Genomic DNA, 14,315 nt, shown 5'->3' with positions numbered 1-14,315 from the left:
CGGGGGTATATCACGCCCAGCAGGCTGCCAACCGTCGAAGCCCGGGTTCGATCTGGTCCAGCTCGATGCCGCCGTAGCCGAGCGCGAGTCCCGGCTCCCCCGGCCCGTCGCCGTAGTAGGTGCGCAGGTCCTCGACCACCACGCCCGCGTCGGCGGCCCGGCGGACGATCGCGCCGACGTCGGCCGGTTCGCGCAGGTAGGCGGCCAGGTGCAGGCCGGCGGTCGAGGGCACGATGTCGAGCCGGTGGGCGAAGTCGCGGCGCAGGATCGTCGTGATCCGCTCGTGGCGGGCCGCGTACCGGCGGGTGGACCGGCGCACGTGCCGGGCGAACAGCCCCTCGGTGAGGAACGCCGCCATCGCACCCTGCGTGGTGACCTCGCCCTGCCGGTCGGACAGGCGCTTGGCCGCCCGGATCGCCGGCCGCAGCGACGGGGGCGGCACGAGAAAGCCCAACCGCAGCATGGGCAGCATGGTCTTGGCGAACGAGCCGACGTAGATCACCCGGCGGCCCCGGTCCAGGCTGTGCAGAGGTTCGAGCGGTCGGTCGGAGAAGCGGAACTCGCTGTCGTAGTCGTCCTCGATGACGACCGCACCACGCTCGTGCGCCCAGGACAGCAGCGCGCTGCGGCGATCCAGCGACATCGCCGTGCCGAGCGGGAACTGGTGCGACGGTGTCACGTACACGAGGCTCGCCGCGTGCGGGATCGCGGCCACCACCAGGCCTTCGCCGTCCACCGGCACGCCGGCGACCTTCGCGCCGAGCGAGGTGAACAGCTCGCGCACGGGCGGGTAGCCCGGTTCCTCGACCGCGACGCACGCGCCCGGCTCGACCAGGACCCGGCCGGCGAGGTCCAGTGCCTGCTGCGCGCCGTGCGTGACCACCACTTCGTCCGCACCGGCGCGCACCGAGCGGGACAGCCCGATGTGCCGGGCGATCGCGGCCCGCAGCCCCTCGTGCCCGGCCGGGTCGACGTAGCCCGACGCGCGCACCCCGACGTCGCGGAGCTCGCGGGCGACCAGCCGGCGCCACGCGGCCATCGGGAACCCGTGCGCGTCCGGCACGCCGACCTGGAAGTCGAACAGCACCGGGCGGGCAGGCGACGGGTCCGCGGCGAGCGCGCGCCACACCGGACGGACCGGGATCTCGCCGCCCGGCCGGTCCGTGGCCGGCGGGTGGGACGGCGGGTTGGCGCACACGAACGTGCCCGCGCCGACCCGGCCGACCAGGAAGCCCTCGGCCGTGAGCCGCTCGTAGGCGACCGCCACCGTGTTGCGGGAGACCGACAGGCTCGCCGCCAGCTCGCGGGTCGGCGGCAGCCGCTCCCCCGGTCCGAGCCGGCCCTCGATGATCGCCTCGTGCAGCTGCCGGTAGATCCGTGCGGACAGGTCGCCGCGCCCGGCGAGGCTGACGTGGAAGTCCACCGGCGAACCCTACATTGGCCCAGCACGTTTCGGGCACATTGGCACTGTGGCCCGGCCAATTTGGGTCGTAGGTTCGTCTCGTGAGCAACGGGATCCTTGCCGAGGCGTACCAGCGGCTGCACCACGCCGGACCGGAGTGGAACGAGAACTCGCTGACCAACCACGGGCCGATGGCGGTCGAGGTCCTGGTCCGGCGCGGGCACGAGGAGGACGTGCATCCGTGGGTCGACGGCTACCTCGCGCGGCTGGACGACCTGCCGCCCGCGACCGACCCGATCACCGACGACACCTGGCGCGAGGCGATGGGCGACGCCGGCCGCGTCGCCGACTGGACCGCCTACCTGACCCGGCAGGCCGCCGAGCGACCGTGGCGCGACATGCTCGAGCTGTGGTGGCCCCGGCTGCTGCCCGCCATCGCCGCGGGCACCACGCACGGCGTGATCCGCACGAGCCACGCGGTCCGCGCGCTGCTGGCGGGCGACGAGGACGCGGACACGGTGACCGAGCTGGCGCACGGCCTGGCGTTCTGGGCCGCACGCGCGACGTACGTGCCGGGCGTAGAGGCGCCGGCCGGCTCCCTCGACGCACGGGAGGCGTTCGGCCGCCTGCCGCGGATCGCCAGCCAGCAGGGCAACGTGGCGAGCCGGTTCGCGCAGCTCGGCGAGCTGCCCGCATGGCCGGCGTCGCTCACCGCGCTACGCGCGCCGGCCGACCCGGACGACGCGCGCGACCGGCTCGCCGAGCTCGTGGACGCGGCGGCCGTGGGATACCTCGGCTACGGCCACACAAGCCCGGTGATCCTTGTGCACACCGCGACCGCACCGAACGCTGTCCTGCACACGTTGCCCGCGCTGCCCCGGGAGATGTGGGCGGACAGCCTGACCGCCGCGTGGGCCGCGAGCGCGGCGATCACCGCGACGTTCGCGCCCGGCCGGTCGGCGCCGCGCGAGGAGCTGCCCGACGCACCCACCGGCGAGGACCCGGCAACCGAGCTGGTCGACCGGGCGGTCGCGCACGGGGACGAGCACGTCATCAAGTTCACCGACACCGCGACCGAGTCCTACCAGCGGACCGGCGACCCGGACGCGCTCGCCGCCTGCGTTCGTGCCGGGACGCTGATCGACAACTGATTGGCCCAACGGTCCGCAGGTGGAATTGGTTCTTACGCGGAGCCAATATCGGTCATAGGTTCGTCCCATGCGAGCCATCGGAAGACTTCTGCCGGACCCCGGCCCCGCGCGCGTGCTGTCGGTCGCCCAGCTCACCGACTCGATCGGGCTCGGCGGTTATCTCGTCTGCTCGGCGCTGTACTTCACGCGGGTCGTGGGCCTCAGCCCGACCCAGGTCGGCTTCGGACTCACGGCCGGGTGGGCGGTCGGCTTCCTCGCCGGTGTGCCGCTCGGCCACCTCGCCGACCGGCGCGGGCCGCGCGGTGTGGCGATGCTGCTCGCGGCCGGCACAGCGCTCTCGCTCGTGGCGTTCCTGTTCGTCCGCTCGTTCGTACCGTTCGTGGCGGTGGCGAGCCTCTACGGCGCCGGCCAGTGCGGGCTCACCGCGGCCCGGCAGGCGCTGCTGGCGGGGCTCGTGGCCGCGGCCGACCGGACGCGGGTGCGTGCGGTGCTCCAGTCGGCGATCAACGGCGGCATCGCGATCGGCGCCGCGTTCGGTGCGCTCGCCCTGCAGGCCGGCACGGCGGCCGCATACCTGACCGTGTTCGCGCTGGACGCGGTGAGCCTCGGCGTCTCCGCGCTCGTCCTGTTGCGACTGCCGGCGGTCGCGCCCGAGCCGCGCGGACCAATCGGCGAGCCGGCGCTCGCGGTGCTGCGCGACCGGCCGTACGCGATCATCGCGGTGCTGAACATGTTGCTACAGCTGCACATCCCGCTCATCACGCTCGGCATTCCACTGTGGATCGTCCAGCGTACGCACGCGCCCAGCTGGACGGTGGCGGCGCTGCTGGTGCTGAACACGATGTCGATCGTGTTCTTCCAGGTGCGCGTGGCGCGCCGGGTGCGCGATCTCGTCACCGCGGCCCGACAGGTGCGTGCGGCCGGTGTCGTGCTACTCGTTGCCTGCGCGGTGTTCGCCACATCCGCCGCGGGTGACTCGGCGGCGCTCGCGGTCGCGGTCCTGCTGCTGGCGGCGGGCCTGCAGTCGCTCGCCGAGATGATGCAGGCGAGCGGCTCGTGGGAGATCAGCTTCGACCTCGCGCCGCCCGGGAAGCACGGGCAGTACCAGGGTTTCTTCGGATCCGGCTTCACGGTCGCCCGCATGCTCGGCCCGCTGCTCGTGACCTCGTTGATCATCGGCTGGGGCACCGCGGGCTGGCTGCTGCTCGGCCTCGTGTTCCTCGCCGCGGGGGTTGCGATGGTACCGGCGGTGCGGGTCGCTCGCACGAGAACTCTTTTGCGTAACGGAAAACCCGCGGATGCGCATTGCGCAACAACGCCGCTCACCTGAGTTGACCAACGGTTTAGGCTCCGCACAACCATGAGCCTGAGTCGGAGGGAGGCGTCGTGGCGGACGACAGGACGAAGGAGACGGCCGAGGAGACGGCGACCGGGTCGGCGACCGGGTCGGCATCGCAGGAGCCGGTCCACACCCCGGAGGAGTCCGGGCCCGGCGGGGCCAGAGTCGTTGCGACGTCAGGGGAATCGCTCGTCGCCGCGGCGGATCGGCCACCGGTCACCGACAAGGTGGTGTTCGGGGTGGCCGCGGCCCTGACCGTGGTCTTCCTGGCGTGGGGCGTGCTCGGCACCGACTCGTTGATCTCGGTGGCGGGCAGCATCCTCAACGACGGCATCATTCCCTATGGCGGCTGGGCCTTCGTGCTCGTCGCAAGTGGATTCGTGCTGTTCGCGATCGGCCTGTCGATCAGCCGGTACGGCCGGATCCCGCTGGGCGCGGACAAGGAGAAGCCGGAGTTCCGCACGGTGTCGTGGATCGCGATGATGTTCAGCGCGGGCATGGGCATCGGCCTGATGTTCTTCGGCGTGGCCGAGCCGGTCACGCACCTGATGAGCCCGCCGCCCGGCACCGCGCTGCCGGCGTCGGACGCGGCCGTGCACACGGCGATGGCCACGACGCTGTTCCACTGGACCGTGCACCCGTGGGCGATCTACGCGGTGGTCGGCCTCGCGATCGCGTACAGCACGTTCCGGCGCGGCCGCAGGCAGCTGTTCAGCTCGGTGTTCGCGCCCCTTTTGGGCGAGCGGCGCTCGTCCGGTCCGCTCGGCAAGGCCATCGACATCATGGCGATCTTCGCCACCCTGTTCGGCTCGGCCGCGTCGCTGGGTCTCGGCGCGCTGCAGGTGGGCGAAGGCATGCGGTACGTCGGCTGGGTCGGCGAGGCGGGCACGCTGCTCCTCGTGATGGTCATCGCGGTGCTGACCGTCGCGTTCGTGGCGTCGGCCGTGTCCGGCGTGGCGAAGGGCATCCAGTGGCTGTCGAACATCAACATGGTGCTCGCGGCCGTGCTCGCGTTCTTCGTCCTGGTGGTCGGCCCGACCGTGCTGATCCTGAACCTGGTGCCCGGCGCGATCGGCGACTACCTGCGTGAGTTCGCGGAGATGTCCGGGCGCACCGGCGCCACGGGCGGCGAGGCGATGCAGACCTGGCTCGGGGGCTGGACGATCTTCTACTGGGCGTGGTGGATCTCGTGGACGCCGTTCGTCGGCATGTTCATCGCGCGCATCAGCCGCGGGCGCTCGATCCGGCAGTTCGTGGCCGGCGTGATCCTGGTGCCGAGCGTGGTGAGCCTGTTCTGGTTCGCGATCTTCGGTGGCGCGGCGATCCAGCAGCAGCGCGAGGCGCTCGCGGCACAGCACCTGACGGCGCCGGAGCTTGCCCGGCTGAACGCGGACGGGAGCTTGGCGACCGCGTACGACCCGAACGCGTGGGTGTACAACACGGACGGCAACCCGCAGGCGATGACGTTCGCGTTCCTGGAACACCTGCCACTGTCCACACTGGCCGCCGTGCTGGTGATCATCCTGGTGGCGATCTTCTTCGTCTCGGGCGCGGACGCGGCGTCGATCGTCATGGGGACGCTGTCGCAGGGCGGCTCGGTGCACCCGCAGCGCGGCGTGGTCATCTTCTGGGGCGTGCTGATGGGTGGCGTGGCCATCGTGATGCTGCTCGCCGGAAACGGCGGGGCCAATGCGCTGACCGGGTTGCAGAACCTGACCATCATCGTGGCGGCTCCGTTCGCCGTGGTGATGATCGGCCTGTGCTGGTCGCTGTGGCGCGACCTGCGCACGGATCCCTTGGTACTGCGCGAGAACGAGATGCTACGTACACTCCGCGAGACGATGGACTCCGACATGGACTCCGACGGCGAGCACCACCTGCGCAGGCGCATGCACCTCGGCCGCCACCACTGAGGTCGCCGTACGGTCAGCCGAGGACCCGGCGGATGATCGTGATCGGGCCGATCGAGTCGATGGCGCTCACCTTCACGGTCTCGCCGATGCTCGGGGCGTGCACCGCGCGGGTGTTGTCCACGGCGATGGCCACGTGGTGGACCGGGCGGTAGTAGAAGATCAGGTCGCCGGGCTTGATCTCTTGGCGGGACACCCGCAGGCCGACCGTCGCCTGCTGGCGGGAGACCCGGGGCAGCGTCACGCCCGCGCGCCGGAACGCGGTCTGCACCAGGCCCGAGCAGTCGTACGAGTCCGGTCCGACCGCGCCCCACAGGTACGGCTTGCCCCGCTGCGACATCAGGAACTCGATGATGCCGCCGATGTTGCCGGCAGGGACGACCACGTCGCCGCCGTAGTCGTCGCTGCCGGACAGCAGCGCCCGCTGGTCCGGGGTCAGGTTGTCGAGCGCCTTGCGCACCTCGGCGATCTGCCGGTCGAGATCTGCCCGCCGGTCACGCAGGTCGGCCTCGCCCTTGGCGGCCTTCGCGGACGCCGCCGACGCGGTCGCGGACGCGGCGGACGCCTTGTCCTCCGCCGCCTCGGCCTCCGTGAGCGCGGTGTCGGGCACCTCGCGCGGGCCGGACAGCCGCTGGGCGAGGTTCGCCGCGTCGAGCCTACTGAGCAGGTCTTCGGGGCTCGTGCTCGTGGCGAACGCCGACAGCGCGTCGAGCCCGCTGTGGGACGCGAGCGCGGCGGCGACCTCGTCGAGGTCCTGGGCGGCGTTCACCCTGCCCCGCGCGGCGTCGGCCTCGGCAGTGGCGTCGTCGGCGGCCCGGGTGGCGGTGGCCGCCGCCCGCCGCTGCGCGGCCACCCGGTCCTGGAGCACCAGCAGGTCCTCGTTGACGCGCTCCGCCTCGCGGCTGAGGTCGTAGTAGTGCGCGAGCAGACCCGCGACCGTGGTCGGCTGCGCGGCCGCCGGACCCGGCGCCACCAGCAGCGTCGCGGCCAGCGCCACGACGCCGGCCAACGAGGCGATCGGTCCGCGCACCCCTGCTCCCTCCCCAACCGAACCCCGTCCCGCCCATTGTTCAGCACGACGGTAGGCGTGCGCAGATAACGCGACCGTTAGGGTCGGACGTCGTGAGTGCTCTCTACGCGGTCAGTGACCTGCACGTCTCCTACCGGGAGAACCGCGAGGTGGTGCAGGCCCTGCGCCCGGTCGACGAGTCGGACTGGCTGCTGGTCGCGGGTGACGTGGCCGAGCGGTTCGCGAGCGTCGCGTGGGCGCTCGGCGTGCTGCGCGAACGGTTCGCCAAGGTCATCTGGGCGCCAGGCAACCACGAGCTGTGGACCCCGACCGACGACCCCGTGACGCTGCGCGGGGTCGAGCGGTACGAGGCGCTCGTGGCGATGGCCCGCCGGCTCGACGTCCTCACCCCGGAGGATCCGTACCCCCAGTGGACGGGGCCGGCCGGGACGGTGACGATCGCGCCGCTGTTCCTCCTGTACGACTACACGTTCCGGCCGGACGGCTGCGCCACCAAGGAGGAGGCGCTCGCCTACGCGCACGAGACGGGCGTGGTGTGCACCGACGAGTACTTGCTGCACCCCGACCCGTACCCGACCCGCGACGACTGGTGCCGGGCACGGGTGGCGCTGACCGAGAAGCGGCTCGCGGAGGTCACCACGCCGACCGTGCTGGTGAACCACTACCCGCTGGTCCGCCAGCCGACCCGGGTGCTGCGCTACCCCGAGTTCGCCCAGTGGTGTGGCACCGAGGCGACGGCCGACTGGCACGTCCGCTTCGACGCCGCGGCCATGGTCTACGGCCACCTGCACATCCCGCGCACCACCGAGTACGACGGCGTCCGCTTCGACGAGGTCTCGCTCGGCTACCCGCGGGAGTGGCAGCCGCGCAAGCGCCCGCACGGCCTCCCCCACCGCATCCTTCCGCCGGGCCCGGAGCGCGCGCTCCGCTGATCAGAGCGCACGCCGCGCGACCCGCTGGTAGGCGACGCCGGCCGACAGCGAGGCACCGACGAGCAGGATGCCGGCCTCGGTCCACTGGAACCGCCAGTACCGCCCGGCCGGCTGGTAGTAGGTGACCTCGCGCGATCCGGTCGGGCAGGCCGGCGGGGTCACCGCCGAGCTCAGGTATGCGGGCGACGCGCTGAGGGCGGTCTCCGTGCCGGCGGCGTCGAGGCAGCCGCTCGCCACGACCATGCCCTCCTCGACGGCGCGGGGAGTCACCTGACCGACGGAGATCACGACGCGTACCGGTGTCGCGTAGTGCTCGCGGAGTGCGAACACTACGAGCAGCGCCAGGACGAACACCGCCAGCGTCGCGGCCATCGCCGGCAACAGGCGGCGCAGCAGGGCGCCCGCGGCGACGCCGAGCGTGAACCCGAACAGCCACCACCCCGCCGCCGCGACCCCCGAGCCGGCGAACACCCCGTAGTTGGCGAACCGGTCGGCGTACGGCGTGCCGGCGAACGTGTCCAGCCAGGCGTCGACCATCGCGCCGACGGCCAGCCCGCACAGGGTCACCGCTACGGCGAGCACCGCGAGCTTGCGCGAGAACCACCGCGACCGCGACACCGACTGGGTCCACGCCAGCACGTGCGTGCCGCGCTCCACCTCCCGCGCCAGCAGGGGCGCGCCCCAGAACAGCCCGACCAGCGCCGACGCCGCGGGCAGGAACGTGACCAGCAGGCGCAGGCCGTAGACGCGGTCGGGGAGCACCTCGTCGAGCGCCTCGCCGGACAGCCCGGCGATCGCGTGCCGGGTGACGAGCGCGTTCACCAGCAGGAGCACGCCGAAGGCCACCAGGAGCCCGGACGTCACGACGAGCTGCATCCGGTGCTGCCGGACGGTGAGCCAGACCATCAGAGCGCCCTCCGGCTGACCCGCTGGTACGCCACGCCGCCGAGCAGCACCGCGGCGGCGGCGAGGATGCCCGCCTCCGTCCACTGGAACCGCCAGTACCGGTCGGGCGGCTGGACGTAGGTCACGCCCTTGTACCCCTTGCCCTGCACGCACGCCAGGTACGTCGAGGCGTCCCCGTCGCAGCCCTCGACCGCGCCGGCGATCTCCTTGCCGTCCGGACCGACCCAGTTGCTCTCCACCGGCATGGCGTCGGCGTCCTGCGCCGTGGCCGCCTGCGCCGCGGGCGCCACGATCCGCTCGGGCTCCGCGTAGTTCTCCCGGAGCTGGAACAGGACGAACACGGCCACGAAGAACACCGCGAGCGTGACGACCAGCGCGGGCAGCAGCTTGCGGGTCAGCGCGCCCGCCGCGGTGCCGAGCATGAACGCGAACAGCCACCAGCCGGCGGCGGCGACCCCCGAGACGGCGAAGATGCCGTAGTCGCTGAACTTGTACGCGAATGGCGTCCCCTCGAACGTGCCGACCCAGCCCGTCACGATCGCCCCGAGGGCGAGGCCGCACAGGGTGACCGCGCCGGCGAGCACGGCGACCTTCACCGCGAGCCAGCGACGGCGTGGGACCGACTGCGTCCACGCCAGCAGGTGCGTGCCGTTCTCGATCTCGCGCGCCACGAGCGGCGCGCCCCAGAACAGCCCGACCAGCGCGGGCGCGGCGGGCAGCCAGGTGACGAGCGAGTGCATCAGCGCCACCCGGTCGCCGACCACCTGGTCCAGCGCATCACCGGACAGCCCGGCCATGGCGTTCCTCGTCGTGATCGAGTGCACGAGCAGCACCACGCCGATCGCGGCGAGGACCGCGGCGGTGACGATCAGCTGCATCCGGTACTGCCGGACGGTGAGCCAGAACATGAGTCTCCTCAGGACGGTCAGGCGGAGGCCAGCGCGGGCCGGGGCAGGGTCGACGAGTCGGGCCGGCGCAGGTAGGCGAGCACGAGCTCCTCGAGGCCGACCCCGCGGGCCGTCCACCGCGGATCGAGCGCGTCCGGCTCGCCGCGGATGAGCATGGTCGCCTGCCGGTCGGTGCGCGTGTCGTCCACTGTGGTCAGCCGGGCGGCTACGCCGTCGGCGAGGTCCGCGGGCCCGGTCAGCAGCCGGTGCCCGGCGAGCAGCTCCTCGATGTCACCGCTCACCTGCACCCGGCCGCCGTTCAGCACGACGAGGTAGTCGCAGGTGTTCTCCAGGTCCGACACCACGTGCGAGGACAGCAGCACCGTCATGCCCGTGTCGGCCACCGCGGACATCAGTCCGCGCATGACGTCGTGCCGGGCCAGCGGGTCGAGGTTGGCCAGCGGCTCGTCGAGCAGCAGCAGCTCCGGCCGCTTCGCGAGCACCACGGTCAGCGCGACCTGGGTCTGCTGGCCGCCGGAGAGCTTGCCCACCTTGCGGTTCAGCGGGATTTTCAGCTCCTCGATCCGCTTGGCCGCCAGCTCGTGATCCCACCGCGGGTTCAGCCGACGGCCGAAGCGAAGCATCTCGGCCACCGTGAACCCGTCGTACAGCGGCTTGTCCTGCGCCAGGACCGCCACCCGCGAGAGCGCCTCGCCCGCGGGCATGCCGAGCACGGACACGCTGCCCGTGGTCGGCCGGAGCAGCCCGACCGCCAGGTGCAGCAACGTGGTCTTGCCCGCCCCGTTCGGGCCGACCAGGGCCACGACCCGCCCGGCGGGCACGGCCAGCGAGCAGTCCCGCAGCGCCCAGCTACGCCGATACCTCTTCCCCAGCCCGGTCGCGGTCAGCGCCGTCATGCCGTGCCCTCCCCTGAGACATTCCTCATGCGAAACGAGTCCAGAACCACGGACGCGAACAAGGCCTCCACGTCCTCCGGGTCCAGCCCGGCCGACCGGGCCTCGTGCACCCACTCGGCGAGCGCGTCCCGCAGCCGCGCGCGGTCGGTGACCGACGCGCCGCCGAGTGAGCGCTGCACGAACGTGCCGAGCCCCGGCCGGCCCGCCACAAGCCCCTCCCTCTCGAGCTCGCGGTAGGCCTTGAGCACCGTGTTCGGGTTGATCGCCAACTGGTCGACAACCTCCTTCGCGGTCGGCAGCCGGTCCCCCGGCCGCAGCACGCCCAGCCGTAGCGCGTGTTTGACCTGGTGGACGAGCTGCAGGTACGTCGCGACGCCGGAGCTTCGATCAAGTCTGAAGTCGATCAACTCCAACACCCTTTCACTAATGAAGTAGTGAAATAGTGGATCGTGTGCCAACCGTTGTCAAGCGGGTGGGTCTTTCGCGCCAAAAGGCACGCAGGGTGACGACGGCGCCGACTAGGCTGGCGATCACCGTCGGGGGAAGGTACGGCCCGGTCGAGGCCGTTCGGAAAGGTGCGCCGTGTCCATCGCCATTCAGCCACGTGCGGGCCTGCCGTGAGTGCCCCCGCGATCACCCGGCCCGCCGCGCCGGAACCGCCGAGACCGAGGGGCCGGTTCACCGAAGTCGGCGAGCTGGCCCGGACGACACCGGGCGTCCTGACGATCCTGGCCGTGGGGCTGGTCCTGGTCAGCGTGCTCGTCGGCGTGCTCACCGCGATCGGCGTGCAGACCCGCGCCACCGCGCTGGACGACCTCACCACGAGCAGCGGTCCGCTCAGCGTGGCCGCGCAGGACATCTACCGCTCGCTGTCGGACGCGGACGCCACCGCCACGAGCGTGTTCCTGGCCGGCGGCGAGGAGCCGGCCGACCAGCGCGCCCGCTACGAGAACGACATCGCGCAGGCCGAGTCCGCACTCGCGATCGCCGTCGCCGCCCGGGAGCCCGCCGACGTCACGGCGCAGGACAGCCCGCTCGCCACCCTGTCCGCGAAGCTGTCCGTCTACACCGGACTCGTGGAGACCGCGCGGGCCGACAACCACCAGGGCCTGCCGGTCGGCGCGGCCTACCAGCGTGAGGCGTCGAACCTCATGCGTACCGAGCTCCTGCCGGCCGCCGAACAGCTGTACCAGGCGGAGACCGTGCAGGTGTCCGACGACCAGGACAGCGCGGGCGGCTTCCCGTGGCTCGAGGTCTTCCTGGGCCTGGTCGGGCTGGCGGTGCTGGTGGTCGCGCAGATCTTCGTGCGGCGGCGGACGAACCGGGTGTTCAACGTCGGGCTGCTGGTGGCCACGGGCGCGGCGCTCGTCTCGCTGCTGTGGGTGGTCATCGCGACGCTCGGGGTCGCGGCCAACGTGGACCAGAGCCGGGAGTTCGGCTCGCAGGACGTGGACCAGCTGGCCCAGGCACGGATCGCGACGCTGACGGCCCGTTCGGACGAGACGCTGACGCTCGTCGCGCGCGGCAGCGGCGCGGCCTACGAGGAGGACTACGGCAAGGTCGCCGACCGGCTGACCGATCTGCTCGGCGACGCGCGCGAGGGCGCGATCAACGACGAGGTGCGCGGCCACGTCGACACGGCCCGGTCCGCCTGGGACGAGTGGCGCGCGGTGCACAAGGACATCCGGTCGGCCGACGACGGCGGCGACTACCCGCACGCCGTCGACCTCACGATCGTCGACGGTGAGAACGGCGCCGCGGCCCGGTTCGACCAGGTCGACTCGGAGCTGCAGAAGGCGCTGGCGCTCACCCAGCAGCGGTTCACCGACGAGGTGTCGCAGGCGAGCAACGCGGTCACCGGGACCGTTCTCGGGGTGATCCTGCTGGCCGCGATCATGGCCGCCGGCTCGGTGGTCGGCATCTGGCAGCGGCTCAAGGAGTACCGATGAACCGCCGGAACCTACTGGCCGGGCTTCTCGGCGTGGCACTGCTCATCGTCAGCGGCTGCGGCTCGGACGTGGCCGTCTCCGGGAGCCGGGCGAAGGCCGAGCCGCCGCTCCCGGCCGGGGCGGAGGTGCTGACCAGCCCACCGGAGGCACCGGAGGCGCCCAGCTGTGTCGACCCCACCAAGAGCCTGCGCCCAGGCCCGCTGCCCGCCCCGAACGCGCTGCCGGCCGGCTCGACGATGGCCGACATCCGCGCGAAGGGCAAGCTCGTCGTCGGTGTCGACCAGAACACGCTCGGCTTCGGCTACCGCGACCCGGCGGACGGCGCCATCAAGGGCTTCGACATCGAGATGGCCAAGCAGATCACCACGGCGATCTTCGGCACGCCGAAGGCGCTGCAGCTGCGCGTGCTGACCTCCAGCCAGCGCATCCCCGCGCTCAAGTCGGGCCAGGTCGACATCGTGATCCGCACCATGACGATCAACTGCGAGCGGCTCAAGGACGTCGACTTCTCGTCCGTGTACTACCTCGCTCACCAGCGGGTGCTGGCGAAGAAGAAAGCCAAGATCGCCGGCATCGAGGCGCTCGGCGGCAAGCGGGTGTGCGCCACGGAAGGCTCCACCTCGCTCGCCAACATCGCGTCCGCGGAGTCCAAGCCGGTCCCCGTGCAGGTGTCGGACTGGACCGACTGCCTGGTGATGCTGCAGCAGAACCAGGTCGACGCGATCTCCACCGACGACACGATCCTGGCCGGGCTCGCCGCGCAGGACCCGTTCACCGAGGTCGTCGGCGGCTCGATCGACGACGAGCCGTACGGCATGGCGATGCCCGACGGCCACGAGGACTTCGTGCGGTTCGTGAACGCCGTGCTCGAGAAGATGCGCACCGACGGCACCTGGACGAAGATCTACGACGACTCGCTTCGCGAACTGCTCGGCGCGGCTCCGGCGCTACCGCCGGTGCTCTACCGGGACTGAGCGCCGATGGGTATACCGGAGAAGTGGGCACCGCGGTGTTGAGCAGGGAAGAGGTCGACCGCGCGCTGGACCGGCTCGGTACGGACAGCGATCGGATCGCCACCTCGCTCGTCGACATGGACTCTCATGCCGGCCACCAGCTCCTGCGCGGCGCGACGCTGTCCGGCCGGACCGCGCAGCGCTGGGCCGAGACGAGCGTCGCCATGGCCACACTGTGGGAACAGTTCGCCGCCTACCGCGGGATGGTCGACAAGGCGCGGGAGGTGCGGGCGCGCCGGTCGCGTCCCGGCGACGACGAGCTAGCCGAGCTCACCCGGCTGCTCACCGAGCCCGTCGTCGAGCTGGACTCCGAGGAGGTCCCGATCGAGCGGCGCGGGCTCACCGGCCCGTCGCAGACCATCCAGCGGATCACGCTCGACGAGCTGCTGAGCCGGATGCGCAAGACGTTCGCCTCGGTCACGGACGTCCTGGCGACCGCCGAGTCCGCGTGGTCGGCGGCGATCGGCCGGCTCGAACCGCTCGAACGCGAGCTTCATGAGGTGTCGGTGCTCGCCGAGTCGGTGGCCCCGGCCGACAAGGCCGTGGCGGAGTCGGTGAACCGGCTGCGGCGCGAGCTCGATTCGGCCCGCGAGCTCGTGGTGACCGACGTGCTCACGGCCGCGAAGACCGACCCGCTGCCGGCGCTGTCGACGCGGCTCGGCGAGCTGCGTACCCGCCTCGCCGAGCTCGCCAGGCTGCGCGACTCGTTCGACGGCAGGCTGGCCGCGCTCCAGGAGAGGCTGTCGGACGTCGAGGCCACCGAGATGACCGCGCGGCAGACGTACGCGGCCGTCGTCGAGAAGATCGCGAACCCGGGGCTGCCCGAGCCGGCCGCCGAGGGCTCGATCGGGCTGCGGTCGCGAATCGACGCCCTCGTCC

General features: G+C 72.1%; 13 protein-coding genes. 7 read left to right on the top strand and 6 right to left on the bottom strand.

The genetic code is table 11. The features are described from left to right. Nucleotides 1–10: 10 nt before the first annotated feature. Nucleotides 11–1,423 carry a MocR-like pyridoxine biosynthesis transcription factor PdxR gene (gene pdxR / locus VH969_RS24750; RefSeq protein ID WP_331978288.1) on the bottom strand — a complete coding sequence of 471 codons (1,413 nt, stop codon included), beginning with the start codon at nucleotides 1,421–1,423 and terminating at the stop codon, nucleotides 11–13. Nucleotides 1,424–1,503: 80 nt separating this feature from the next. Here pdxR and VH969_RS24745 point away from each other — a divergent pair, with 80 nt between their 5' ends. The 3 genes from VH969_RS24745 (at nucleotide 1,504) to VH969_RS24735 (ending at nucleotide 5,805) form a co-directional block, all read left to right on the top strand. Then, nucleotides 1,504–2,553 carry a questin oxidase family protein gene (locus tag VH969_RS24745; RefSeq protein ID WP_331978286.1) on the top strand — a complete coding sequence of 350 codons (1,050 nt, stop codon included), beginning with the start codon at nucleotides 1,504–1,506 and terminating at the stop codon, nucleotides 2,551–2,553. Between the two features lie 67 nt (nucleotides 2,554–2,620). After that, nucleotides 2,621–3,883, top strand: coding sequence for an MFS transporter (locus tag VH969_RS24740; RefSeq protein ID WP_331978284.1), 1,263 nt, complete (start codon nucleotides 2,621–2,623; stop codon nucleotides 3,881–3,883). Nucleotides 3,884–3,939: 56 nt separating this feature from the next. Beyond that, nucleotides 3,940–5,805, top strand: coding sequence for a BCCT family transporter (locus VH969_RS24735; RefSeq protein ID WP_414638614.1), 1,866 nt, complete (start codon nucleotides 3,940–3,942; stop codon nucleotides 5,803–5,805). A 13-nt stretch (nucleotides 5,806–5,818) separates the two neighbouring features. Here the strand turns inward: VH969_RS24735 and VH969_RS24730 are convergent, their stop codons facing one another. After that, nucleotides 5,819–6,832: a C40 family peptidase gene (locus VH969_RS24730; RefSeq protein ID WP_331978281.1), complete on the bottom strand. Its 1,014-nt coding sequence runs from the start codon at nucleotides 6,830–6,832 to the stop codon at nucleotides 5,819–5,821. A 92-nt stretch (nucleotides 6,833–6,924) separates the two neighbouring features. Between VH969_RS24730 and VH969_RS24725 the strand changes: the two genes are divergently transcribed. Next, a complete protein-coding gene (locus VH969_RS24725) occupies nucleotides 6,925–7,764 on the top strand; it encodes a metallophosphoesterase family protein (protein WP_331978279.1) in 840 nt (279 codons plus the stop codon). Here VH969_RS24725 and VH969_RS24720 read toward each other — a convergent pair whose 3' ends face one another. From VH969_RS24720 to VH969_RS24705, 4 genes are read right to left on the bottom strand one after another with little or no spacing between them, the layout of a single operon-like run. Continuing rightward, nucleotides 7,765–8,670: an ABC-2 membrane transporter-related protein gene (locus VH969_RS24720; RefSeq protein ID WP_331978277.1), complete on the bottom strand. Its 906-nt coding sequence runs from the start codon at nucleotides 8,668–8,670 to the stop codon at nucleotides 7,765–7,767. After that, the gene (locus tag VH969_RS24715) at nucleotides 8,670–9,578 is read right to left on the bottom strand and encodes an ABC-2 membrane transporter-related protein (protein ID WP_331978275.1); all 909 of its coding nucleotides are present in this window, start codon (nucleotides 9,576–9,578) and stop codon (nucleotides 8,670–8,672) included. Before VH969_RS24715 ends, VH969_RS24720 begins: the two co-directional genes overlap by 1 nt. A 17-nt stretch (nucleotides 9,579–9,595) precedes the next feature. After that, nucleotides 9,596–10,474: an ABC transporter ATP-binding protein gene (locus VH969_RS24710; protein ID WP_331978273.1), complete on the bottom strand. Its 879-nt coding sequence runs from the start codon at nucleotides 10,472–10,474 to the stop codon at nucleotides 9,596–9,598. Further along, entirely contained in the window at nucleotides 10,471–10,881 is a 411-nt protein-coding gene (locus VH969_RS24705; RefSeq protein ID WP_331978270.1) for a GntR family transcriptional regulator, read from the bottom strand. The genes VH969_RS24710 and VH969_RS24705 overlap by 4 nt, the downstream gene beginning before the upstream one ends. Before the next feature lie 210 nt (nucleotides 10,882–11,091). On the opposite strand from VH969_RS24705, the gene VH969_RS24700 reads away from it, so the two are divergent. The 3 genes from VH969_RS24700 to VH969_RS24690 all read left to right on the top strand — a co-directional run. Beyond that, nucleotides 11,092–12,423 (top strand): GlnX family signal transduction membrane protein, encoded by a 1,332-nt coding sequence (locus VH969_RS24700; RefSeq protein ID WP_331978268.1) that lies wholly within the window; start codon nucleotides 11,092–11,094, stop codon nucleotides 12,421–12,423. Then, nucleotides 12,420–13,397, top strand: a complete 978-nt coding sequence (locus VH969_RS24695) for a glutamate ABC transporter substrate-binding protein (protein WP_331978266.1) — start codon at nucleotides 12,420–12,422, stop codon at nucleotides 13,395–13,397. The genes VH969_RS24700 and VH969_RS24695 overlap by 4 nt, the downstream gene beginning before the upstream one ends. 35 nt (nucleotides 13,398–13,432) lie before the next feature. Continuing rightward, nucleotides 13,433–14,315 (top strand): coiled-coil domain-containing protein (locus VH969_RS24690; RefSeq protein ID WP_331978264.1); only part of this gene is annotated, 883 nt, incomplete at its 3' end.

It is taken from the genome of Actinophytocola sp., from assembly GCF_036555685.1.
Taxonomy (GTDB): Bacteria; Actinomycetota; Actinomycetes; order Mycobacteriales; family Pseudonocardiaceae; genus Actinophytocola.
This window is presented reverse-complemented; position numbering and strand designations above follow the sequence as displayed.